21 protein-coding genes are annotated in these 22929 nt (G+C 51.6%); 9 read left to right on the top strand and 12 right to left on the bottom strand.

Annotation, left to right across the window (positions count from 1 at the left end; translation table 11 throughout):
* Positions 1-10 precede the first annotated feature (10 nt).
* From ETA_RS15375 to metK, 9 genes are all read right to left on the bottom strand, one after another.
* The gene (locus tag ETA_RS15375) at positions 11-574 is read right to left on the bottom strand and encodes a peroxiredoxin (protein ID WP_012442537.1); all 564 of its coding nucleotides are present in this window, start codon (positions 572-574) and stop codon (positions 11-13) included.
* A gap of 137 nt (positions 575-711) precedes the next feature.
* Positions 712-1137, bottom strand: a complete 426-nt coding sequence (ruvX, locus tag ETA_RS15370) for a Holliday junction resolvase RuvX (protein ID WP_042959120.1) — start codon at positions 1135-1137, stop codon at positions 712-714.
* Complete coding sequence (locus ETA_RS15365; RefSeq protein ID WP_012442535.1) at positions 1134-1697, bottom strand: YqgE/AlgH family protein; 564 nt, start codon at positions 1695-1697, stop codon at positions 1134-1136. Before ETA_RS15365 ends, ruvX begins: the two co-directional genes overlap by 4 nt.
* Before the next feature lie 89 nt (positions 1698-1786).
* Positions 1787-2731 carry a glutathione synthase gene (gshB, locus tag ETA_RS15360; protein ID WP_012442534.1) on the bottom strand — a complete coding sequence of 315 codons (945 nt, stop codon included), beginning with the start codon at positions 2729-2731 and terminating at the stop codon, positions 1787-1789.
* 116 nt (positions 2732-2847) lie between these two features.
* Entirely contained in the window at positions 2848-3579 is a 732-nt protein-coding gene (gene rsmE, locus ETA_RS15355; RefSeq protein WP_012442533.1) for a 16S rRNA (uracil(1498)-N(3))-methyltransferase, read from the bottom strand.
* A gap of 53 nt (positions 3580-3632) precedes the next feature.
* Positions 3633-4346: a deoxyribonuclease I gene (gene endA, locus ETA_RS15350; RefSeq protein WP_012442532.1), complete on the bottom strand. Its 714-nt coding sequence runs from the start codon at positions 4344-4346 to the stop codon at positions 3633-3635.
* A 122-nt stretch (positions 4347-4468) separates the two neighbouring features.
* Positions 4469-4981, bottom strand: a complete 513-nt coding sequence (locus ETA_RS15345; protein WP_012442531.1) for a SprT family zinc-dependent metalloprotease — start codon at positions 4979-4981, stop codon at positions 4469-4471.
* A gap of 222 nt (positions 4982-5203) precedes the next feature.
* Positions 5204-6601 (bottom strand): sugar porter family MFS transporter, encoded by a 1398-nt coding sequence (locus ETA_RS15340; protein WP_012442530.1) that lies wholly within the window; start codon positions 6599-6601, stop codon positions 5204-5206.
* A 426-nt stretch (positions 6602-7027) separates the two neighbouring features.
* Positions 7028-8182, bottom strand: a complete 1155-nt coding sequence (metK, locus tag ETA_RS15335; RefSeq protein ID WP_012442529.1) for a methionine adenosyltransferase — start codon at positions 8180-8182, stop codon at positions 7028-7030.
* 819 nt (positions 8183-9001) lie between these two features.
* Between metK and speA the strand changes: the two genes are divergently transcribed.
* From speA to speB, 3 genes are all read left to right on the top strand, one after another.
* A complete protein-coding gene (gene speA, locus ETA_RS15330; RefSeq protein ID WP_012442528.1) occupies positions 9002-10978 on the top strand; it encodes a biosynthetic arginine decarboxylase in 1977 nt (658 codons plus the stop codon).
* A 67-nt stretch (positions 10979-11045) separates the two neighbouring features.
* A complete protein-coding gene (locus ETA_RS15325; RefSeq protein ID WP_012442527.1) occupies positions 11046-11507 on the top strand; it encodes a YidB family protein in 462 nt (153 codons plus the stop codon).
* A 123-nt stretch (positions 11508-11630) separates the two neighbouring features.
* Positions 11631-12554: an agmatinase gene (gene speB / locus ETA_RS15320; protein WP_012442526.1), complete on the top strand. Its 924-nt coding sequence runs from the start codon at positions 11631-11633 to the stop codon at positions 12552-12554.
* Between the two features lie 83 nt (positions 12555-12637).
* Here speB and ETA_RS20620 read toward each other — a convergent pair whose 3' ends face one another.
* Together ETA_RS20620 and ETA_RS15310 are read right to left on the bottom strand one after the other, a co-directional pair.
* Positions 12638-12868, bottom strand: a complete 231-nt coding sequence (locus ETA_RS20620) for a cysteine peptidase family C39 domain-containing protein (RefSeq protein ID WP_012442525.1) — start codon at positions 12866-12868, stop codon at positions 12638-12640.
* A 313-nt stretch (positions 12869-13181) separates the two neighbouring features.
* Positions 13182-13502 carry a hypothetical protein gene (locus ETA_RS15310; RefSeq protein ID WP_012442524.1) on the bottom strand — a complete coding sequence of 107 codons (321 nt, stop codon included), beginning with the start codon at positions 13500-13502 and terminating at the stop codon, positions 13182-13184.
* Positions 13503-14432: 930 nt separating this feature from the next.
* Between ETA_RS15310 and ETA_RS15305 the strand changes: the two genes are divergently transcribed.
* Positions 14433-15416 (top strand): TauD/TfdA family dioxygenase, encoded by a 984-nt coding sequence (locus ETA_RS15305; protein WP_012442522.1) that lies wholly within the window; start codon positions 14433-14435, stop codon positions 15414-15416.
* Between the two features lie 14 nt (positions 15417-15430).
* Positions 15431-16063 (top strand): LysE family translocator, encoded by a 633-nt coding sequence (locus ETA_RS15300; RefSeq protein WP_012442521.1) that lies wholly within the window; start codon positions 15431-15433, stop codon positions 16061-16063.
* A gap of 106 nt (positions 16064-16169) precedes the next feature.
* On the opposite strand, the gene loiP is transcribed toward ETA_RS15300, so the two are convergent.
* Positions 16170-16922: a metalloprotease LoiP gene (loiP, locus tag ETA_RS15295; RefSeq protein ID WP_012442520.1), complete on the bottom strand. Its 753-nt coding sequence runs from the start codon at positions 16920-16922 to the stop codon at positions 16170-16172.
* A gap of 286 nt (positions 16923-17208) precedes the next feature.
* Between loiP and tkt the strand changes: the two genes are divergently transcribed.
* The 4 genes from tkt to fbaA all read left to right on the top strand — a co-directional run bounded on the left by tkt (position 17209) and on the right by fbaA (position 22864).
* Positions 17209-19200, top strand: coding sequence for a transketolase (gene tkt / locus ETA_RS15290; RefSeq protein ID WP_012442519.1), 1992 nt, complete (start codon positions 17209-17211; stop codon positions 19198-19200).
* A gap of 270 nt (positions 19201-19470) precedes the next feature.
* Positions 19471-20517 carry an erythrose-4-phosphate dehydrogenase gene (gene epd, locus ETA_RS20050; protein WP_012442518.1) on the top strand — a complete coding sequence of 349 codons (1047 nt, stop codon included), beginning with the start codon at positions 19471-19473 and terminating at the stop codon, positions 20515-20517.
* A gap of 21 nt (positions 20518-20538) precedes the next feature.
* Complete coding sequence (pgk, locus tag ETA_RS20045) at positions 20539-21702, top strand: phosphoglycerate kinase (protein WP_012442517.1); 1164 nt, start codon at positions 20539-20541, stop codon at positions 21700-21702.
* A gap of 82 nt (positions 21703-21784) precedes the next feature.
* The gene (gene fbaA / locus ETA_RS15275) at positions 21785-22864 is read left to right on the top strand and encodes a class II fructose-bisphosphate aldolase (protein ID WP_012442516.1); all 1080 of its coding nucleotides are present in this window, start codon (positions 21785-21787) and stop codon (positions 22862-22864) included.
* Positions 22865-22929 lie beyond the last annotated feature (65 nt).

Genomic DNA, 22929 nt, shown 5'->3' with positions numbered 1-22929 from the left:
GAAAGAGGCGTTAAGCCGGGTTGGCCTGACGGTATTTTTTGACTGCATCCATCGCTTTCTGGATGTGCGCCTGTGGGTTTTTATCGCTGTAGCTGAGCAAAATTTTGCCGTCAGGAGCGATAACGTAAGAGGTGCGGTCGGACAGGGTTTTACCGTTGAACTGCATCGTGCTCTGGTATTCTCCCGCGACTTTGGCACCCGGATCGGCGGCTATCGTGAATTTGTCACGGCACTCCAGCTGGGAAAATTTGGCGATTTGGTCAACATTACCGGCGGTAACGCCGATGACGGTCGCCCCCTGCTTTTTGAATTCATCGGTCGCCTCGGCGAAGGCGTGTGCTTCCAGGGTACAGCCCGCGCTGAATGCAGCCGGGAAGAAGTAGAGCACCACCGGCCCTTTCTGTAATGACTGCTGTAGCGAGAACGTTGTTGGCTTACCCGCCAGCGCTGCGTTTAGCTGAAAATCAGGGGCTTTCACACCCGTTTGCAGGGCAGCAAGTGCAGAGGTGACGGGCAGTGTGAGGCTAAGAATGGCTGCGGCAGCCAGGGTGTTAAGGGTGCTTTTCTGACGCATTACGGTTTCTCCAGTGTGGGGCAGGCGTTAGCGCCTGCTGACCTTAACCTAAGTTTCGCTGACGCCAGCGGAAAGGTTGCGGTCGGGAGAAAATATTTTTTGCCGTTGTTCAGTCCGGGCGTGGCCGCCTGCCATCCTTATACATACTGATTTTCAAACCAGCTTTCTAAGATGATAACCGCGGATAGCGAGTCAACGTTGCCCTTGCTCAGCGCGCGAAAACCGCCGCGTTCAAACAGCTCCGCTCGCGCTTCTACGGTGCTGAGGCGTTCATCGTGCAGGTCAACCTGCACGCCGAAGCGCCCGTGCAGGCGGTTGGCAAATTTACGCGCACGCGCCGTTAACGGCTGTTCGCTACCGTCCATATTCAGCGGTAGCCCGACCACAACCCGCTCCGGCTGCCACTCCTTCAGCAGGGCTTCGATCCTGTTCCAGTCAGGTATGCCGTCCTGGGCCTTCAGCGCGTTTAGCGGTCGGGCCGTGCCCGTTAACCGCTGGCCGATGGCAACGCCGATACTTTTTGTACCGAAGTCAAATGACAGAAAGGTCTGACTACTCATTATGCATGTCCTGCTTCACTGGCAATATTGTGAATATCGACGCCGATGCTTTTCGCTGCTTCGCGCCAGCGTTCGGCTATCGGGGTATGAAATAAAATATTGCTGTTAGCTGGACTCGTTAACCAGGCATTTTCCAGCAGTTCCTGTTCCAGCTGATCTTTTTCCCAGGCGCAATAGCCCAGGGCAACCAGTACATTATCCGGCTGTTCGGCGGTGCCGAGTGTTTCCAGCACGTCACGTGAGGTGGTGATCACCGTGTTATCCGACACGCGAATGCTGGAGGTAAAGGTCTTCTGTGCCGAGTGCAGAATGAAACCGCGATCCTCTGCCAGCGGGCCACCGGAGAACACCGGCTTATCCAGCCTGATGTCAGGTTCGCGTGCGGTGGGGGCAATTTTGAGTTTCTTTAGAATGCCCTCAACCGTCAGATTTTCCATCGGCTTATTAACGATCAGCCCCATAGCGCCGTCAGCGTTGTGTTCACAGATGTAAACCACTGAACGTTTGAACAGCGGGTCCTGCAGGGTGGGCATGGCAATCAAAAAATGGTGCTGTAAATTCATACTTAATGTTCTGTAGTCTGGTTAATACCCGCGCTAAATCGGCGGGCATTAAAGGTTAGCCGTGGGGCAATCCGCCCCCGCAGTAACAATCAGGCGAGGCGTTTTTCAATAGCATCCATCAGCATTGCGGTAACAGAGATCGGAAACGCGGCTTCGATCTCACGAATGCAGGTTGGACTGGTGACGTTAATTTCAGTCAGCTTATCGCCAATAATGTCCAGGCCAACAAAGATAAGACCCTTCTGCTTCAGCACGGGCGCAACGCGACGCGCTATTTCCCAGTCGCTATCAGAAAGAGGTCGTGCTTCGCCACGCCCCCCGGCAGCCAGGTTGCCACGCGTTTCACCCGATTTGGGAATGCGCGCCAGGCAATAGGGGACTGGCTCACCGTCGACCACCAGCACGCGCTTATCGCCGTCTTTGATTGCCGGCAGATAATTTTGCGCCATGCAGTAGGCGCTACCATGCCCGGTGAGGGTTTCAACGATGACCGACAGGTTAGGATCTTCCTGCTTAACGCGGAATATCGACGCGCCGCCCATTCCATCCAGCGGTTTGAGGATAATGTCACCATGCTGCTGCCAGAATTCACGGATCTGGCTGGCGTTGCGGGTAACCAGCGTATCAGGGGTTAGCTCGGCAAACCATGCGGTGAAAAGCTTCTCATTACAGTCACGCAGGCTTTGCGGTTTGTTGACGATCAGCGTGCCTTTTTCTTCTGCACGCTCAAGAATATAGGTGGCGTAGATAAACTCGGTGTCAAACGGCGGATCCTTACGCATCAGCACCACGTTCAGGTCCGACAGGGCGATATCCTGTTCATTGCCGAACGTAAACCATTGGTCATAATTCTGCTCTACGCTTAGCAGGCGCGTACGAGCCCGGCCTTCACCGCCGCGCAAATAGAGATCGTTCATCTCCATATAGTGAATTTCGTAACCACGGTTTTGTGCTTCCAGCAGCATAGCAAAGCTGGAATCTTTTTTAATATTGATGGAGGTTATCGGATCCATCACTATGCCAAGCTTAATCATTGTTCTCTCCGCTTTGAGCTATTTTTGCCATTTTAAATGGATGCCGTGTTCAGACAAGTTATACATCATCTGAACGCTCATCGGATGATCCGATGAGTGAACAAAGTACAGCGCCTTCAGCCTAAATCGCCAAAACGCACCTGCAGGGCAGTGATAGCCGTCAGGGCGGTTGTCTCGGTACGCAGCACGCGCGGGCCTAGCAGAATATCAGTAAAACCATATCGTGCCGTCATGCTAATCTCATCGGCAGAAAGCCCCCCCTCCGGGCCAATCAACAGCCGCACGCGCTCTACTGGCAGCGGCAGCGTATTAATGCTGTGATCCGCACGCGGGTGAAGGTTGAGTTTCAGGCCCCGATCCTGTTCGGCGCACCACGCTTCCAGCGTCATCGCCTGGCGTACTTCAGGAATGCGGTTGCGCCCACATTGTTCACAGGCGGCGATAGCGATTTTCTGCCACTGCTGGATCTTTTTCGCCAGGCGTTCTGCATCCAGCTTGACGCCACAGCGCTCTGAAAACAACGGGGTGATGACATTCACTCCCAGTTCGACTGCTTTCTGGATGGTAAATTCCATTTTTTCCCCGCGCGACATCACCTGTCCAAGATGAAGATGCAGCGGCGACTCGCGGCTGTCATCGCGTGCCGTGTGAATTCTGACATGAACATTTTTTTTGTCGGCCTGAGTAATTTCAGCGGCAAAAGTCAGATCGGTACCATCAAACAGCTCCAGCCTCTGGCCGGGCCCCATTCGCAGCACGCGGCCAACGTGATTAGCCGCCTCTTCACTAAGGGCTATCTCATTGCCGGCGTCTAGCGGCGCGGGGTGATAAATGCGGGGTATACGCATGGAAATCCTGTCAAAGTTTACGCATCAATGCTGAGCAGTTTAGGCCAGCGATTTTACCGCTGGCAAGCCTGCTGTACATAAGGATTATGATTTCCCTGCACACGGGCAATCCGTCGATCGCGTTCGCACTCCCATTGCGTGGCCGGGTAAAGCCTGTCCCAGGCGGTCATCAGCTGGGTCTGCTGTTTTGACATGCGCAGCTGATACTGGTCACGCATATAGAACCAGGTTCGGGCGATAGCACCACGCGCCCGCTCTGGCGGTTCCGCCACTTTATTTTTGAAATCAACCTTCATGGCACACTGGCCATACTGCTGCTCACCGCCGCGCCACTGTCCGTACATGAAGTTACCGCGATCGCCGTTGACCTCGCCGATGGACGGTTGCAGGTTGTGCAGGTCGCTTTCCATCCGGCGATAGACAGGATCTTTGGCGCAGTTTTTACGTCCACCGTCCTGCCAGCACAGGCGCTGATGGCCAAAAGTCCAGGCGGGAACAACATGCTCCCATTCGATACGGCTGGCGCGGGTGGCACTTTTACGTACCTGATAGCCGCAGGAGGCCAGGTCGGGCACGCCCTTTTTCCCCTGCCAGTGAATGGTACAGCCGCAATAAAATGACCCAGGGGCATCATGGTGGATCTGCGCAGCCCAGGCTTTGGCCTGGCTAAAATTATTTTGGTGGTAGTTATCCAGGCTAAGAGCGTGGGAAAAAAGGGGAAAGCAGGGCAGGATGAACGCCAGTAAGGCCAAATAGTTGCGAGACATGTTCAGGTAAATCTGTAATCCATAAAACGGTAATGGAGAGTAACAGACGTGCCGGTTATAACGAATGGTGGCTTGATAGATAAGCGTTATATCGTACGTTCTTCAGGCAGTTATGGGCTTTTTTAAGACTTCTGGAACTCGCCCGGCCTAAGAGAAGTACCACAATGCAGACAGCGATACTCGCTCTCCCCCCTGACTACCCGGTTATGACGGCGCACGCTCAATTGATGCTGCTGGCAGCCACAGCGGTAAGGAAAAGTGCGGCTGCGCACAGAGGCTATCGCGAACTGATGGGTACGGCGTGCGGGCAGGCCAAGGACGCTTTCCATCATCCATTTCCATTCTTTGCCGTGTGGCGCAACGCGGCCAAAATGCTTCCAAACCAGCAGGTGCGCCAGTTCGTGCGGTACAACCTCATCAATAAACGCCTGCTGGTTTTCCAGCAGCAGCACCGGATTAAGGCGGATCTCCCAACTTTGCAGCCAGGCCGTTCCCGCCGCCGTGCCGCGCTGCCTGTAATGCAGTGCGGGTTCAGGATAGTTGCGCTCCAGCCGCAGATTAGCCTGCTGAAGTTTTTCACGCAGCCTGAGCATCACGGCCTGTTGCAGGCAAATTGGGATTCTTTCGGGTTTCATCCGCGCAAGAATACGGCGTGCCGGCGGTCAATTCAAGCCGCGCGCCACTGCCGTTGTCAGAACAAAAGGATAAGGGTTTATTGATGAGGCTGGCCGTTGTGCGGCAGGGAACAGGAGGCATGGAGGATTGGGTATGAGGATGAGGCCGATGCGGCTCTGTTAACTAACAGGCCAGCAGTGTGCTGGCCTGTTTTATTGTCTAATCAATGGATTAAGACAGGGTTAGTCATGCTGACCAATATCGCGCAGCTTCTTGCCGTTCAGCAGATTGCGCTCGATGTGCTCCAGCGAAATATTTTTGGTTTCCGGGATTAGCCACAGGGTAAGAACAATAAAGAACAGGTTCAGTGCCCCGTAAACCCAGAAGGTATTCGCGTTACCGAGATTGTTCAGCATGGTCAGGAACGTTGCCCCGACAATCATGTTTGCAATCCAGTTAGTGGCAGTAGAAACGGTAATGCCGAAATCACGCCCTTTCAGCGGCTGGATCTCTGAACACAGCACCCAGATAAGCGGGCCGGCGCTCATGGCGAAGCCGATGATAAACATCAGCAGCATGGCGATAGCAAAGTACTGTCCGCTGCTGGAACTAATACCGAAGTGCAGCATCGTCCCCAGCACGCCCATGCCCAGAGCCATGACCATAAAGCCGAGGATAAGCGTCGGTTTACGCCCCCAGCGATCCACCAGGCCGATAGCAATAAAGGTGGCCAGCACGTTAATCAAACCAACAATCACCGTCCCCCACATTTGCTGGGTAGTATTAGCAAATCCGGCAATTTCAAAAATTTTCGGTGCGTAATACATGATCACGTTCATGCCGGTGAACTGCTGCATGACCTGCAACAGCACGCCCAGATATACCGCGCGACGGAAGTTGCTGTTGTCCTTGAACAGCGACCAGCCGGACTGTTTTATCTTCAGGCTCTCGCGGATCTCATCCAGCTCGCGTTTAGCCTGCTCGCTGGTATCACGCAAGCGATCCAGCACGCGCTGGGCACTGCGGAAATCGCCTTTGGCCGCCAGCCAGCGCGGGCTGTTGGGGAGGAAGAAGACGCCAACCAGCAATAGCAGGGCAGGAATGGTAATCACGCCCAGCATCCAGCGCCATTCGCCGCTATAGCTAAAGGCCGTGTCGGAAAGGTAAGCACCGAGAATACCGATAGTAATCATTAACTGATAGAGCGAAATCATGCTGCCGCGAATTTTTTCTGGAGCAATTTCAGAAAGATAGAGCGGTGCGGTGTATGACGCCACGCCAACGGCCAGGCCCAGCAACACGCGGGCGACGATCAGCATCTCCGGGTTAGGGGAAAGCGCTGACCACAGGGAGCCGATAACAAACAGTACGGCGCCGATCATCAGGCTTTTTTTGCGCCCGAGATAAGAGGACATCCAGCCGCTGCCGACCGCACCAATAGCGGCGCCAAACATCATCGAGCTGACTATCCACTCCTGCTGATGGGGCGTGACGCTAAAATCTTTGGCGATAAAAGGAAGTGCCCCGGCAATTACGCCGATATCCAGACCGAACAGCAGGCCGGCCAGTGCCGCAAGGAAGCAGACGAACAGGGTCATGGCCTTGTTTGAAGTTCTGCTTCGTTTTTTCTTTTCAGGCATAACGCCTCCGTTAGGTAGTACCGCATATTGTTGTTATAAACAGCCATTCTTCAAGCCGCAGGCGCGTCAGCCGCTTTCTGCAACCTGAATTGTTGAGGTGTCAAATGGTAGAAAACTCGGCCACGCAAGACTGTGCGACAGATCACACCAGTGTAACCGGTTACAACTAAATTCTTGCAGAAAAAAGCGTCTTTATCCCTGTTGCCGGGCGTTTTAACCCGCAAGCCGTAGCAAAGGGTAGTCTGTACGATTTCTAAAGCCGAAAAATATCAGACAGAGCTGAAAATAATTTGCCCTGTGCCCAGTTGTTGAAACTATCAGCACCTAATCGACTGAAAAGTCACCTTCACACAGATGTAATCGTTAACAACCAGGCATAAAAAAGGGCATCCCCTATGGGATGCCCCTGAAGCTCAACCGGTGACGTTATTTCAGGCCAGCGGCCTCGCGCAGCTGCGCCGCTTTATCGGTTTTTTCCCACGGGAAGTGTTCACGGCCAAAGTGACCGTAAGCAGCGGTTTCGCGGTAAATTGGGTGCAGCAGATCCAGCATCTGGATCAGACCGTGAGGACGCAGATCGAAGAATTCGCGCACCAGCAGGGTCAGCGTTTCGGTAGAGATTTTCTCCGTACCAAACGTTTCTACCATGATTGACGTCGGTTCTGCGACGCCGATAGCGTAGGAAACCTGAATTTCACAGCGATCGGCCAGGCCAGCGGCAACGATATTTTTGGCCACATAGCGGGCAGCATAGGCCGCAGAGCGGTCAACTTTTGACGGATCTTTACCCGAGAATGCGCCACCGCCGTGACGAGCCATGCCGCCGTAGGTATCCACGATGATTTTACGACCGGTCAGGCCGCAGTCGCCCATTGGGCCACCGATGACGAAACGGCCGGTCGGGTTGATATGGTACTTGGTGCTGGCATTGATCCACTCTGTCGGCAGTACCGGCTTGATGATCTCTTCCATCACCGCTTCCTGCAGCTCTTTTTGCGAGATGTCTTCCGCATGCTGGGTAGACAGAACTACCGCATCAATGCCCACGATCTTGCCGTCGTCGTACTGGAAGGTGATCTGACTTTTTGCGTCCGGGCGCAGCCACGGCAATGCGCCGCTCTTACGTACTTCAGACTGGCGCTGTACCAGGCGGTGAGCATAGGTCACCGGTGCAGGCATCAGTACGTCAGTTTCGTTGGTGGCGTAGCCAAACATCAGGCCCTGATCGCCGGCACCCTGTTCCAGGGGATCGGTGCGGTCTACGCCCTGGTTGATGTCCGGTGACTGTTTACCAATGGCGCTCAACACCGCACAGGAGTTGGCATCAAAGCCCATATCGGAATGAACATAGCCGATATCACGCACGGTCTGACGAGTGATCTCTTCGATATCGACCCATGCGCTGGTGGTGATTTCACCGCCAACCAGAACCATGCCGGTTTTCACATAGGTTTCGCAAGCCACGCGAGCTTTGGGGTCCTGCTCGAGGATGGCATCAAGCACGGCATCAGAGATCTGATCGGCGATTTTATCGGGATGTCCTTCTGATACGGACTCGGATGTAAAAAGGTGTTTAGCCATTTTATTCTTTACCTTGAATTTAACGGGTTAAAAATCAACTGCATAGCGCGAAGACTGGTCACAAGTCTGTCAACTCAGACTTAACGCCCCCACAGGCAAAGCCATGAGCAGTAGTAAGACGGTGAGAAGTTGACCGATATAGACGGATTAACTTCTGGACGTCTATTTTAGGTTACTCGTTAAGCGGATTGCCAGCATTTTTTGCCGGATGAATGTTACTCAAGGCCATGAGCAATAAAATATCCTGCTACTGCGCCTGTTTAGCTCATTTAGATTTTGCATTTTGACCTTAGGGGCTGTATAAAACGCCGCTAAAGAGCCATCGGTGGCGATGGTCATATGCAGGCTTTTAGCCTCATTTTCAGCTTTATCCGCGTGCCGAGAAGGCAGGTGTGGAGGTGATAACGGTAATGAACCACCAGTTCGCTTTATCCGCCCCATTACGCCATCCTGGCGTATTCAATTTTCTTACTCCCATCATCTGTGCCGAACGATTGCGGCGAAGTTATCCGCCCGTTTACTCTGCTGCACCCTAATCGGTAAATTCCGCGGCCCTACGTCCGCCGTCTGGCTATAATGTGCATGCGATAACGGTTAAATTAGGTGCGGTTCTCTCGGATGATATTGAGAGTTTTCCCCATAAGTTCTCTGGCCCGCAACACGGAGTCTGCGACTTGTCTTACAATGTAACACTGCAAAAAACGATTTCAGCACCCCATTCGCGTGCGCGGCCGTGCAGGCCGTTAATCGATAAATTCTTGCTGCAGGGTGCTCCTGTGGCTGCCAGCCGTTTTGCTTTAACACAACTTGAGGTTTGCGATGTCTGACGACATGAAGAAAATTATGGGTTCGTCAGCAGGCGAACAGGGTGGATTACGCTCCATGCAGGAGGTCGCCATCAGCGACCAGGATGCCAGCAGAATGTTGCGTACCTACAATATTGCCTGGTGGGGTAACAACTATTACGACGTGAACGAGCTGGGGCATATCAGCGTCTGTCCCGATCCTGACGTGCCGGAAGCCCGCGTCGATTTGGCTAAACTGGTGAAAGAGCGCGAGGCCGAAGGCCAGCGTCTGCCGGCCCTGTTCTGCTTCCCACAAATTTTGCAGCACCGCCTGCGTTCAATTAACGCCGCGTTCAAGCGCGCGCGCGAATCCTATGGCTACAACGGCGACTACTTCCTGGTATACCCGATCAAGGTTAACCAGCATAAGCGCGTTATTGAGTCGCTGATTAACTCCGGCGAGCCGCTGGGGCTGGAGGCCGGTTCCAAAGCCGAACTGATGGCCGTGCTGGCCCATGCGGGCATGACGCGTTCGGTTATCGTCTGTAATGGCTATAAAGACCGTGAATATATCCGCCTTGCCCTGATTGGCGAGAAGATGGGCCACAAGGTCTATCTGGTGCTGGAAAAAATGACGGAAGTGAAGCTGGTACTTGAGGAGGCCGAGCGGCTGAACGTGGTGCCGCGTCTGGGTATCCGTGCCCGTCTTGCTTCGCAAGGTTCCGGTAAATGGCAGTCGAGCGGCGGTGAAAAATCGAAGTTTGGCCTGTCTGCAACCCAGGTATTAAAGCTGGTAGAAATTATGCGTGAAGCGGGCCGCATGGAAAGCCTGCAGCTGCTGCATTTCCACCTCGGTTCACAAATGGCGAACATTCGTGATATCGCCACCGGCGTGCGGGAATCGGCGCGTTTTTATGTCGAACTGGCCAAGCTTGGCGTTAATATCCAGTGCTTTGACGTGGGTGGCGGTCTGGGCGTGGACTACGAAGGCACACGTTCACAAAGCGACTGCTCGGTTAACTATGGCCTGAACGAATACGCCAATAACGTGATCTGGGCCATTGGCGCGGCTTGTGATGAGCATGATCTGCCGCATCCGACGGTGATCACCGAATCCGGGCGTGCCGTGACCGCGCACCACACGGTGCTGGTTTCCAATATTATTGGCGTGGAACGAAACGAATTCAGCGAACCCCAGCCGCCGGTTGAAGACGCGCCGCGTCCAATTGTCAGCATGTGGGATACCTGGCAGGAGATGCACGAGCCGAGTAATCGCCGCTCGCTGCGTGAGTGGCTGCACGACAGCCAGATGGATCTGTTTGATATCCATACCGGCTACTCGCAGGGAACCTACGATCTGACCCAACGCGCCTGGGCCGAACAGCTGTATCTGAGCATTTGCCACTATATCCAGCAGCACCTGGACCCAAGCAACCGTGCGCACCGTCCGATTATCGACGAGTTACAGGAGCGTATGGCGGATAAAATCTACGTCAACTTCTCGCTGTTCCAGTCGATGCCGGACGCATGGGGTATCGATCAGCTTTTCCCGGTGCTGCCGCTGGAAGGATTGAACAAAGTTCCGGAGCGCCGGGCGGTACTGCTGGATATCACCTGTGACTCCGACGGCACCATCGATCATTACATCGACGGCGACGGCATTGCCACCACCATGCCGATGCCGCAGTACGATGTGGATAATCCTCCGATGCTCGGCTTCTTTATGGTCGGTGCTTACCAGGAGATCCTCGGCAATATGCACAACCTTTTCGGCGACACTGAAGCGGTGGATGTGTTTGCCTTTGCTGACGGCAGCGTTGAGGTTCAGCTGTCGGATGAAGGGGATACCGTAGCGGATATGCTGGAGTACGTGCAGCTCAACCCGGCGGAGCTGCTGACGCACTTCCGTAATCAGATCAAACAGAGCGATCTGGACGAAGATCTGCGCGCGCAGTTCCTTGAAGAGTTCGAAGCGGGACTCTATGGCTATACTTATCTGGAAGATGAGTAACGTAACAACCTGATGGCAACGTTTTTACGATTGATAGTCCCTGAAATGGAAGATAAAGGAGCGAGACATGGGTTTATTAGACAGCTTAATCAATAATGCACTCGGCGGCGCTGACAAAGAGCCAAACTCTGGCAGCGAGTCGGGCATGGGCGGTAAGTTGGGCAGCCTGGCGATGATGGCGATCCTGCAGTGGGTACAATCGCAGGGTGGTTTTCAGGCGGTGCTGGCCAAGTTGCAGCAGGGCGGTCTGGGTGGCCTGGCGGAAAGCTGGCTTGGCAGCGGCGAAAATCAGCCGGTTGCCACCAGCCAGTTACAGTCTGCTTTTGGTCACAGCGAGCTGCAATCGCTGGCTGACAAACTGGGCACCACTCCGGAAGATGCGGTGAGCAAGCTGCAACAGTTCTTGCCGCAATTTTTCGATCATGCTTCGCCAGACGGTGAGTTGAAGCCGGAAGCGGAACAAAGCCTGAACAATGCCGATGGCAATGATTTGGGTAAGTTCGTTGACGGTATTTTTGCTAAAAAGTAACGCCGTTACGAAATATTAATTTCCGATCCCTTCTACGTTAAGCTTGACGCAGAAGGGATTTTTTCTATACCGGGTAAACGGACAGGGCAGCGCTAAGACGCCGCCGTTTAACGAGGATTTGCTATGAACAACACCTTAAACCATGAGTATGACAACTCTCTGGTTTCCAACGCCTTCGGTTTTATGCGTTTTCCGCTCAACTTCCAGCCGTATGACAGCGATGCGGAGTGGGTGATCACCGGCGTGCCTTTTGATGCCGCCACTTCTGGCCGCCCCGGCAGCCGTCTTGGCCCCGGTGCCATCCGGCAGATCTCCACCAATCTGGCCTGGGAGGGCTGCCGCTGGCCGTGGCAGTTCGATCTGCGCCAGCAGCTGAAGGTCATTGACTGTGGCGATCTGGTTTATGCCTTTGGTGACGCGCAGGATTTCAGCGATAAGTTGCAGGCTCATGCTGAAAAGCTGCTGGCGAAGGGTAAGCGCATGCTCACCTTTGGCGGCGACCACTATATCAGCCTGCCGCTGCTGCGCGCGCATGCGAAAACGTTCGGTAAAATGGCGCTGGTGCATTTTGACGCGCATACGGATACGTATTCCAACGGCCCCACCTTCGATCACGGCACCATGTTCTATACGGCACCGAAAGAAGGTTTGATCTCTCCTGAACACTCGGTGCAGATTGGTATTCGTACCGAGTTTGATCCTTCGCTGGGCTTTAACGTGCTGGATGCGGCGCAGGTTAACGATCGTAGCGTGGACGACATTCTGGCGCAGGTAAAACAGATCGTCGGCGATCTGCCTGTCTATCTGACCTTTGATATTGATTGCCTCGACCCGGCCCATGCGCCTGGTACCGGCACGCCGGTCATCGGCGGCCTGACCAGCGATAAAGCCAGCAAGCTGATCCGTGGCCTGCAGGGCATGAACATCGTGGGGATGGACCTGGTAGAAGTGGCTCCGGGTTACGACCAGTCTGAAATTACCGCGCTGGCGGCTGCCAGCCTGGCATTGGATATGCTGCACGTCCAGGCTGCCAATAAGATCAAATAAGTGTAAGGGCGGGGAGACCCGCCCGGATCAATGTCTGTCAGCCTGACAGACATTGATCCGGAAAAATATCTTCTGATCGTTGGTTATTGAGTTAGAATTTTTTTAGAATGAATTCTATTGCTGTTGATAAGTATTTTCTCATCTTTTAAGAATAGTAACGCACGCCCCAGGCCATCTTCATGTAACCAGTAATTTTCAAATTGTGCGCGGGTATAATTTAGCCCTCCCCACCCAGGGTCATCGATTTGCACCCATGTGTCATCAATACCTTTTAATATGACGAAATGAGCACTGCCAAAGCGGTTGATATGCAACAGGGTGAGTGGATTATTTTAAACGGTTGAATGATTATCTTTACCCCTGATATTGGGATGCCGAACTCTTTGGCTATTAGTGATAAATCCACAAACGAATACTCTGGCTTGATTTCTATCAACGCGAGCAGGTCCACTTCATTTTTATACACTGAGTAACTTTTCTTGAGGATATTAGAAACAGAAGCTATACCACAGGTACTATCAAACAGTTGTTTATCGATGCCCTGAAACCTCTGTTCCTGGTATGAGGCATTAGTCAGATGGATAGTATTTACTAATAGTAGTAATATGAGGATGTTTGTCTTTATCATCACTCAATAACACCCGCCCATAACAGAATGATGCGCATTTCCAAAGGGAATGGCAACATGATATAGGTCATATACAGGGTGGAGAAATCTTTTACGATGATTTTATTGATGTTTCTCAGGTGGGTTATGATTATACCAAATATTACAAAAGCACAAATGATTAAGAAGTAGGGTTCTGCGTAGCCGTGAAAAAATAGCGCGTATCCAAGAAAGACCGTCTTTATAATATGGAATATCTTATTGGGGGTTTCTATTTCGTTATTGAATGCAAAAATGCCAAACCACGTTATAACAACAAGTAAATTGGCAACCAGCCACATATCAATGTCCTCGCATTATTTAGAACAGTATTCAGGAAGCCGGTTAGCGTCAGCGGGAGACGTTCCTTTATCGCCGCTATTGATAATATTTTTGCCAGTACTTATCGACCATTTGTGTCTGGCAGGAAAGAAATTCTCTATCTTAGAATGGATATCGGCGTCTCTGCTTTCATCGCAGAAAAAGTCTCTTCGGCATAAACAGACGAAAAAAATACCGATACAGTAGAAGACAAAAAAGCGTGGATGATGTTGCAGCTGTTGATAACCCTCTCTCCCTGATGGCAAGCTGAACGCGCAATTTATGCGTTTATTTGCTCTCTGTTCGGTGATGCGGATCTGATTTTATATATCGCCTTATAAAAGAGCATTTATTTATATAGCAGAGATTTGTATCGCGGATAACGACATCATCGACAATAGCATGAAACACAGGGCAGGCTTAACGCGGATCCGATGTTCAGCATTTACTGATTTCGTCGAGTGCCCACTATTACCGGGTAAGATCGGCTATATGGGGAAAACAATAACTCTCTGCCCGGCAATGCTGTTATCTGGTAAGGCTCTTGGCGATTAGCTGGAATACAGGCTGGATGGAAATGGCCATCGGGAGATCTCAGTCGTGCAAGTTTTTTGCTTACCTAATCTCAGACGTTACGTCCATGATTGGGGCACCCAAAAACCGTTATTACTTTGTATAGTACAAACACTTATGGCGTAATAGATATTCTAGTATTATTTTCTCTATTAGCACTGCGGCCCCATTTAACCTGTTTATAGCCGTGTCGCCGGGTATGCCTGTTGATTTGGATAGCGTAAATTGTTGTTTCTTTAACACTCGACAGGGGGGTTAAGCCTGTGGTAAAAGGGGTTCAGGTTGACCTGTCTTTATATATTTACATACCCTAATCTCTTGACGATGCAGGTGGCTATATGGACATATCCAAAATATCGGGCGAACACCTCTTAGATCTTAACTCTATTTACATTGATGAATTGTTAGGAGTATCTGCGTATTCTCCTTATGCTCAACCTTGTAAATTTATTAAAGAGTCCTACCTATACTCTTGTCAACTCCCCAGTAAAATCATTGAAGCTTTATATGATTTCAGAAACTATAGCAATGACTATGGCGTACTTCTCATTCGTGGTTTTAATGTTATTTCCGACAATATATTAACGCCCAATGATAATTTTTCTATTCCTGATGCTTGCCATTTTTATCGAGAGCGTATTATCTCCATGGTGGGTGAACAGTTAGGGTATTTAGTTTCATATAAACAGGAGAAAAAAGGTGCTATTTTTCAAAATATAATCCCATCAAAAGAGCATGAATACCATCTTTCATCAGAAAGCTCAAAGTCTCTCCTTAATTTTCACACGGAAATAGCTTTTCATCATGAGAAACCAGATTATATAATTTTACTTTGTATCAGGCCCGATCATGATAAAAAAGCGAAGACATTTACATCCAGCACAAGAAGGATTAAATCTTATTTAAGTGATGGAGATATATCTGTGCTTTCAGAAGAAAGATTTAAAACGGGAGTGGATTATTCTTTTGGGAGTAAGCATGGTGAAAAAGGAAATGGACGTATAGTTTCTGTTTTTAAAATAAATAATCATGACCATATTTGTTATGATTTAGATCTTATGGAGGGTATTGATAATGAAGCTAACGAAGTCTTAAAAAAATTGGCAAAAGCTGCTAACCACGCTAAATGTTATGTCTCTCTTGAGTCTGGTGATTTATTTATTATTGATAATAATAGAGCAATTCATGGAAGGACCAGCTTTACGCCTCGATATGATGGCTTTGACCGTTGGCTGCTCCGGGCATGTGTTTTAGAAGATAGGGTGAAATTAGAATCTGTTACTGCGGAAGGTAATCCAAGAATGATTTGCAGGAAATTTTAAATAGAGGGTTGAGCATGTCCGTTTATTTGCTTTATATTTTTGTTGCTTTACTGTCTTACGTGACACCTGGTCCTGATTGGTTGATAATATCGAAGAATACATTTAGAAGTAAAAGAGAGGGAATGCTTTCAGCATTGGGCGTTCAGTGCGGTCTCTTCTTTCATATGATCCTTGCGGTCATCGGGGCCTCAGCTATCTTTCTCGCCTCGAAGGATGCCTTTTATATTATCCAACTCCTTGGTGGAATATATATTACATGGCTTGGTTTTTCATCGTTAAAAGAGTTGTATTCTAATCGTGATAAGAGTATTGAGGACACTCCTCCCCAAAGATTCAATAAGGGGGCTTTTCTCAGTGGAATGACTGCGAATATTCTAAACCCAAAGGTTGCTGTTTTTTTTATTAGTATACTTCCCCAATTTGTTAGCGAGAAAGGTAATGTCATCTCTCAGGTGATTACTCTGGGTATCATTGATATATTGGTGGGTGTTGTTTGGTGGGTCGCGTTTGTTAGCCTGATTGGGAAACTCTATAAATTAGCCAAAGATGATAGTATTCGCAACAGGATTGAGTTTTTTACCGGCTCTTTACTTTTACTTATAGGTGTTGTTTTTATTATTAAATCAATATTTTCAATTTTTGGTTAGGGTATGAACCCAGTAGTTTTCAAAACGCATTTAGCATTTTAAATGACTATAACGAAAGGCATAATTTCAGCCATACGGGGCGGCTTTACCCGCCCTCTGTTCGATGTTACTTACCTGCGGCAATACGCTGTCTGATATGGTCAGCACGCGCCTGCGAGGCGGGGTGCGAGTCAAACATGCTGCTGGTGTGGGTGCCTTCCATCTTCGCCAGTTTCTCAAAGCTGGTGACCAGCCCTTGGGGATCGATGCTGCGTTTTTTCATCAGGTCGAAAGAGTAATCATCAGCCTGAGATTCCTGGCTCTGGGAGAATTGCGCGTTGACCAACTTTTCTCCCAGATCGCCCAGCTGGGACTGCGAGAGTGAAGCCGCCGCCCCGCCGACGGAGGCAGCAGCGCCGCGCGCCGCGGTGGTAGCCCAGGCCAGCTGCATGGCTTTACGCGAGTGACCCAGCGCCACGTGACCCATTTCGTGGCCCAGAACGCCTTCGACTTCGTTATCGTTCATCAAATCCATCAGGCCGCTGTATACGCGGATGCAGCCGTTCGCCATCGCCCACGCGTTGACGTCTTTAGTCAGATAAACTTTATAGTCGGCCGGGGTGCCGTTGATGTTATCCCCAAGCGCGGCGGCGATCTTTTTCAGGCGTTGTGCATAGGGGTTGCTGTCAGGGGCAATCTGAGCCTCGCCGTCCATCTGCTGGCAGGACTTGTCGCTCAGCTCTCTCACCTGCGCATCGCTAAGGGTCGCGGCCTGCCAAGCCTGGCTGCCAGACTGCATCAGGGCATTGCTGTCCAAATTTTGACAGCCGGAAAGTAAGCCAGACAGCGCCAGCACGATACAAGTGATACGTTTCGTCATTCCAGTTTATCCATTAAGGTAACAAATGAGTAAAAACAAAATGTTGTTATGTTTCGCCGGGAATTAGCCCTGCGCGAAAGGCGTTTATAACGTTTGTTGCTCTGATTGCATAGTCGGCTTGCGCCAGAATCGCAAGTTATGTGATTTTTTTTACCGCCAGCGCCATGTACATGTCACCCGCATTTCATGTACATTGATGATCGACTTTCCTTCGGCTTTGCCCCATAACTCATTCATTACAATAGGTTAAGTGCGGCGAAGCGTTAAATCCGACCTGGAGTAGAAAATGTCCTCTCGCAAAGAGCTTGCCAACGCCATTCGCGCATTAAGTATGGATGCGGTGCAAAAAGCCAAATCTGGCCACCCTGGCGCGCCAATGGGCATGGCTGATATCGCTGAAGTGCTGTGGCGTGAATTCCTCAATCATAACCCAACTAACCCGCTGTGGGCCGACCGCGACCGTTTCGTGCTGTCAAACGGTCATGGCTCTATGCTGATCTACAGCCTGCTGCATCTCAGCGGTTATGATTTGCCTATTAGCGAGCTGGCTAACTTCCGCCAGCTGCATTCCAAAACCCCAGGTCACCCAGAATATGGTTATACCGCAGGCGTAGAAACCACCACAGGGCCATTGGGACAGGGTATCGCTAACGCGGTCGGTTTTGCGATTGCGGAGCGCACGCTGGCGGCACAGTTTAACCGTCCGGGCCATGACGTGGTTGACCATAACACTTACGTGTTCATGGGTGACGGCTGCATGATGGAAGGCATCTCACATGAAGTATGCTCGCTGGCGGGGACGCTCAAGTTGGGCAAGCTGGTGGCTTTCTATGACGATAACGGGATCTCCATTGACGGCCACATTGACGGCTGGTTCACCGACGATACGGCGCAACGCTTCGAGTCATACGGCTGGCACGTTGTGCGCGGCGTGGACGGCCACGATGCGGACGCGATTAAAAAAGCGGTGGAAGAAGCCAAAGCGGTTAGCGACAAACCTTCCCTGTTGATGTGCAAAACCGTCATCGGTTTCGGTTCACCGAACAAAGCCGGTACGCACGACTCTCACGGCGCACCGCTGGGAGATGAAGAAATTGCCCTGACCCGTAAGCAGCTGGGTTGGGATCACGCGCCGTTTGAGATCCCACAAAATATCTACGCGCAGTGGGATGCTAAAGAAGCCGGCCAAGCCAAAGAAGCGGCCTGGAACGACAAGTTTGCGGCCTATGCACAGGCTTTCCCAGAGCTGGCCGAAGAGTTCAAGCGTCGTGTCAAAAACGAACTGCCGGCCAACTGGGCTGCTGAATCGCAGAAGTTCGTCGAGCAGCTGCAGGCTAATCCTGCGAAAATCGCCAGCCGCAAAGCCTCGCAGAACGCCATCGAAGCCTTCGGTAAATTGCTGCCGGAGTACCTGGGCGGCTCCGCTGACCTGGCTCCAAGCAACCTGACCATGTGGTCCGGCTCTAAGCCGATCAACGAAGACGCTGCGGGTAACTATATCCACTATGGCGTGCGCGAATTCGGTATGACCGCCATTGCTAACGGCATTACGCTGCACGGTGGTTTCCTGCCTTATACGGCGACCTTCCTGATGTTTGTTGAGTATGCGCGAAACGCCGTGCGTATGGCCGCACTGATGAAAATTCGTCAGGTAATGGTTTATACCCATGACTCAATCGGACTGGGTGAAGATGGCCCGACTCATCAGCCTGTCGAACAGTTGGCGAGCCTGCGTGTGACGCCAAACATAAGTACCTGGCGTCCGTGTGACCAGGTTGAATCCGCTATCGCGTGGAAATATGCCATTGAACGCCATGACGGCCCAACGGCACTGATCCTCTCACGCCAGAACCTGGCGCAGCAGGATCGTACCGCTGAACAGCTGGCGAACGTAGCCCGTGGTGCCTATGTACTGAAAGATTGCGCGGGAACGCCGGAAGTGATCTTTATCGCTACCGGTTCCGAAGTGGAGCTGGCGGTGGGGGCATATGACAAGCTGACTGCTGAAGGGCGTAAAGCGCGTGTGGTTTCCATGCCGTCTACCGATGCCTTCGACAAGCAGGATGCGGCCTACCGTGAATCCGTGTTGCCGAAAGCTGTCAGCGCCCGCGTGGCGATTGAGGCCGGTATCGCCGATTACTGGTTCAAATATACCGGCTTGAACGGTGCCATTGTTGCCATGACCAGCTTCGGCGAGTCGGCTCCGGCAGAGCAACTGTTTGAGCTATTTGGCTTCACCGTTGATAACGTGGTTGCCAAAGCGAAAGAGCTGCTGTAACGCTACATAAATGGGCGGATCGACGATCCGCCCATTCCCCACTAATTGCTAATTTTGTGACGCAGATCGAAAGTTACGTGCCACAATTGATCCCAGTCATTCCCATTATTCCTCACATCTATTACTCTAGCTGAAGCGTTTCAGTTTCATTCTGTATGCAGGCCGTTGGCGGCAGCGTTCAATGTTTTAGCGCAGAATTTTCTGTACAATTTCCGACTGCTGGCTCAGGCTGATTGTCCAATTTCAAGATGAATTCAGATTTGGAGTGCTATGACCGTTCGCATTGCCATTAATGGTTTTGGTCGCATTGGGCGCAACGTTTTACGTGCGCTCTATGAAACCGGGCGACGGGCTGAAATCAGCGCGGTTGCGATCAATGAACTGGCTGATGCGGCCGGAATGGCGCACCTGCTGAAATATGATACCAGCCACGGGCGTTTCGCCTGGGACGTGCGTCAGGAGCGCGACCTGTTGACGGTCGGCGATGACACTATTCGCCTGCTGCATATCCCGGAGATTGGCAGTCTGCCGTGGCGCGAGCTGAACGTTGATATCGTATTGGACTGCACCGGGGTTTACGGCAGTCGTGCCGATGGAGAAGCTCACCTGAAGGCCGGTGCCAGAAAAGTGTTGTTCTCGCATCCTGGCGGTCATGATTTGGATGCCACGGTGGTGTACGGCGTCAATGAAAAAGAGCTTCTGCCAGAGCATTTACTGGTATCCAATGCCTCCTGCACCACTAACTGCATTATTCCGATAATCAAACTGCTGGATGATGCCTGGGGGATTGAATCGGGTACGGTAACCACCATTCACTCGGCGATGCACGACCAGCAGGTAATTGATGCTTATCACCCGGATCTGCGCCGTACCCGCGCCGCCAGTCAGTCGATTATTCCGGTCGATACGCGCCTGGCCGCCGGGATCACGCGCATATTCCCGAAATTTAATGACCGCTTTGAAGCAATAGCGGTACGCGTACCGACCATCAACGTCACGGCTATCGATCTTAGCGTCAGCGTACGCGACGCGGTGAAAGCCAGCGAAGTCAATGCTCTGCTGCACAGTGCATCATTAGGGGCGTTTAGTGGTATAGTCGACTACACGGAATTACCGTTAGTCTCTATTGATTTTAATCACGATCCGCACAGTGCCATCGTTGATGGCACGCAAACTCGGGTCAGTGGTCAACACCTGATTAAGACGTTAGTCTGGTGTGACAACGAATGGGGCTTTGCTAACCGCATGATCGATACCACGTTAGCGATGGCCGCCAGCGGTTTCAGCCTGGACGCGGCTGCGTCAATAAAACTTTGAGAATCAACGAGAGGGTTCACCATGTCTGTAATTAAGATGACCGATCTGGATCTTGCTGGTAAACGTGTTCTGATCCGTGCCGATCTGAACGTGCCGGTAAAAGAAGGGAAAGTGACGTCTGATGCACGTATTCGCGCTTCTCTGCCGACCATCGAAGCGGCGCTGAAGCAGGGCGCTAAAGTGATGGTGACATCCCATCTGGGCCGCCCGACCGAAGGTGAATACAATGAAGAGTTCTCTCTGCTGCCGGTAGTGAACTATCTGAAAGAGAAGCTGGGTGCAGAGAATGTCTCCCTGGCTAAAGACTACCTTGACGGCGTTGAACTTGCCGCTGGTAAGCTGGTGGTGCTGGAGAACGTTCGCTTTAACAAAGGCGAAAAGAAAGACGACGAAACCCTCTCCAAAAAATATGCCGCACTGTGCGACATCTTCGTGATGGACGCCTTCGGCACCGCGCACCGCGCGCAGGCTTCTACCCACGGCGTGGGCAAGTTTGCTCCGGTTGCCTGTGCAGGCCCGCTGCTGTCAGCTGAACTTGAAGCCTTAGGCAAAGCGTTGAAAAGCCCTGCGCGCCCGATGGTGGCAGTGGTGGGGGGATCGAAAGTTTCCACCAAGTTTGATGTTCTCAACTCGCTGGTTAAGATTGCTGACACCGTTATCGTCGGCGGCGGCATCGCCAACACCTTCGTCGCCATTGAGAATAACGTGGGTAAATCCCTGTACGAGCCGGATTTTGTTGATGCGGCGAAAAAACTGCGTGATGAATACGGTATCCCGGTTCCGGTTGATTCCCGCGTTGGCACGGAGTTCTCTGAAACTGCGCCATCTACCGTGAAAAAAGTGTCTGAAGTTCAGGATAATGAAGAGATCATGGACTTTGGTGACGAAACCGCACTGGCAATGGCTAACCTGCTGAAAGATGCTAAAACCATTTTGTGGAACGGTCCGGTAGGCGTATTCGAATTCCCTAACTTCCGTAAAGGGACTGAAATCGTTGCGAATGCGATTGCAGACAGCGACGCATTTTCCATTGCCGGCGGTGGTGATACGCTGGCAGCCATCGACCTGTTTGGTATCGAAGATAAAATCTCTTATATCTCTACCGGTGGCGGTGCCTTCCTCGAATTCGTAGAAGGTAAAGTTCTGCCAGCGGTTGCCATGCTGGAAGAGCGTGCAAAGCAGTAAACCCCGTGGCGGGGCGAAGTTCCCCGCCTGATTGATTGAACAGATTCCATTTAAACGACCGACAAAAACAGGACAAGCTAACATGTCTAAAATTTTCGATTTCGTAAAACCAGGCGTTGTCACCGGTGACGACGTGCAGAAAATCTTCAAAGTGGCGAAAGAGAACAAATTCGCTCTGCCAGCAGTGAACTGCGTGGGTACTGATTCTATCAATGCCGTGTTGGAAACCGCTGCGAAAGTGAAAGCGCCGGTCATTATCCAGTTCTCTAACGGCGGTGCAGGCTTTATCGCGGGCAAAGGTCTGAAATCAGACCAGCCACAGGCAGCTGCCATTTTTGGCGCCATCTCTGGCGCACATCATGTACACCTGATGGCCGAGCACTACGGCGTGCCGGTGATCCTGCATACTGACCACTGCGCGAAGAAACTGCTGCCGTGGATCGACGGTCTGCTCGACGCGGGTGAAGCACACTTCGCCAAAACCGGTAAGCCACTGTTCTCTTCTCACATGATTGACCTGTCTGAAGAGTCTCTGGAAGAAAACATCGAAATTTCCAGCAAGTACCTGGCGCGCATGGCGAAAATCGACATGACCCTGGAAATCGAACTGGGCTGCACCGGTGGTGAAGAAGATGGCGTTGATAACAGCCATATGGACGCTTCTGCACTCTACACCCAGCCAGAAGACGTGGATTACGCTTACACCGAGCTGACCAAAATCAGCCCGCGTTTCACCATTGCGGCCTCTTTCGGTAACGTGCACGGCGTATACAAGCCGGGCAACGTTAAGCTGACCCCGACTATCCTGCGTGACTCGCAGGAGTTCGTTAGTAAGAAGCACAATCTTGAGCACAACTCACTGGACTTCGTGTTCCACGGTGGTTCTGGTTCTTCAGCCGCCGAGATTCAGGAATCAATCAGCTACGGCGTGATCAAAATGAACATCGATACCGATACCCAATGGGCAACCTGGGACGGCATCCTGCAGTACTATAAAAAGAATGAAGGCTACCTTCAGGCGCAGCTGGGCAACCCGGAAGGCGCAGATAAGCCAAACAAGAAGTTTTACGACCCGCGCGTATGGCTGCGCGCTTCCCAGGCTTCAATGATTGTTCGTCTGGAGCAGGCATTCAAAGAACTGAACGCCGTCGACGTACTGTAATTAAACGTTTGTGCAAAAAAGGCCCCAAAGGGGCCTTTTTTTTTGCGCATTTTGCAGGAAATCTA

Origin of the sequence: Erwinia tasmaniensis Et1/99 (assembly GCF_000026185.1) — a bacterium.
GTDB classification, from domain to species: domain Bacteria; phylum Pseudomonadota; class Gammaproteobacteria; order Enterobacterales; family Enterobacteriaceae; genus Erwinia; species Erwinia tasmaniensis.
Note: the sequence above shows the minus strand (reverse complement) of the source record. Positions and strands in the feature narration are given on the sequence as shown.

Bases quoted from the DNA above. Each gene is read 5' to 3' on its own strand.
- ETA_RS15375 (WP_012442537.1), bottom strand. From the start codon at position 574: ATGCGTCAGAAAAGCACCCTTAACACCCTGGCTGCCGCAGCCATTCTT.
- ETA_RS15365 (WP_012442535.1), bottom strand. From the start codon at position 1,697: ATGAATTTACAGCACCATTTTTTGATTGCCATGCCCACCCTGCAGGAC.
- gshB (WP_012442534.1), bottom strand. From the start codon at position 2,731: ATGATTAAGCTTGGCATAGTGATGGATCCGATAACCTCCATCAATATT.
- rsmE (WP_012442533.1), bottom strand. From the start codon at position 3,579: ATGCGTATACCCCGCATTTATCACCCCGCGCCGCTAGACGCCGGCAAT.
- endA (WP_012442532.1), bottom strand. From the start codon at position 4,346: ATGTCTCGCAACTATTTGGCCTTACTGGCGTTCATCCTGCCCTGCTTT.
- ETA_RS15345 (WP_012442531.1), bottom strand. From the start codon at position 4,981: ATGAAACCCGAAAGAATCCCAATTTGCCTGCAACAGGCCGTGATGCTC.
- ETA_RS15340 (WP_012442530.1), bottom strand. From the start codon at position 6,601: ATGCCTGAAAAGAAAAAACGAAGCAGAACTTCAAACAAGGCCATGACC.
- metK (WP_012442529.1), bottom strand. From the start codon at position 8,182: ATGGCTAAACACCTTTTTACATCCGAGTCCGTATCAGAAGGACATCCC.
- speA (WP_012442528.1), top strand. From the start codon at position 9,002: ATGTCTGACGACATGAAGAAAATTATGGGTTCGTCAGCAGGCGAACAG.
- ETA_RS15325 (WP_012442527.1), top strand. From the start codon at position 11,046: ATGGGTTTATTAGACAGCTTAATCAATAATGCACTCGGCGGCGCTGAC.
- speB (WP_012442526.1), top strand. From the start codon at position 11,631: ATGAACAACACCTTAAACCATGAGTATGACAACTCTCTGGTTTCCAAC.
- ETA_RS15310 (WP_012442524.1), bottom strand. From the start codon at position 13,502: ATGTGGCTGGTTGCCAATTTACTTGTTGTTATAACGTGGTTTGGCATT.
- ETA_RS15305 (WP_012442522.1), top strand. From the start codon at position 14,433: ATGGACATATCCAAAATATCGGGCGAACACCTCTTAGATCTTAACTCT.
- ETA_RS15300 (WP_012442521.1), top strand. From the start codon at position 15,431: ATGTCCGTTTATTTGCTTTATATTTTTGTTGCTTTACTGTCTTACGTG.
- loiP (WP_012442520.1), bottom strand. From the start codon at position 16,922: ATGACGAAACGTATCACTTGTATCGTGCTGGCGCTGTCTGGCTTACTT.
- tkt (WP_012442519.1), top strand. From the start codon at position 17,209: ATGTCCTCTCGCAAAGAGCTTGCCAACGCCATTCGCGCATTAAGTATG.
- epd (WP_012442518.1), top strand. From the start codon at position 19,471: ATGACCGTTCGCATTGCCATTAATGGTTTTGGTCGCATTGGGCGCAAC.
- pgk (WP_012442517.1), top strand. From the start codon at position 20,539: ATGTCTGTAATTAAGATGACCGATCTGGATCTTGCTGGTAAACGTGTT.
- fbaA (WP_012442516.1), top strand. From the start codon at position 21,785: ATGTCTAAAATTTTCGATTTCGTAAAACCAGGCGTTGTCACCGGTGAC.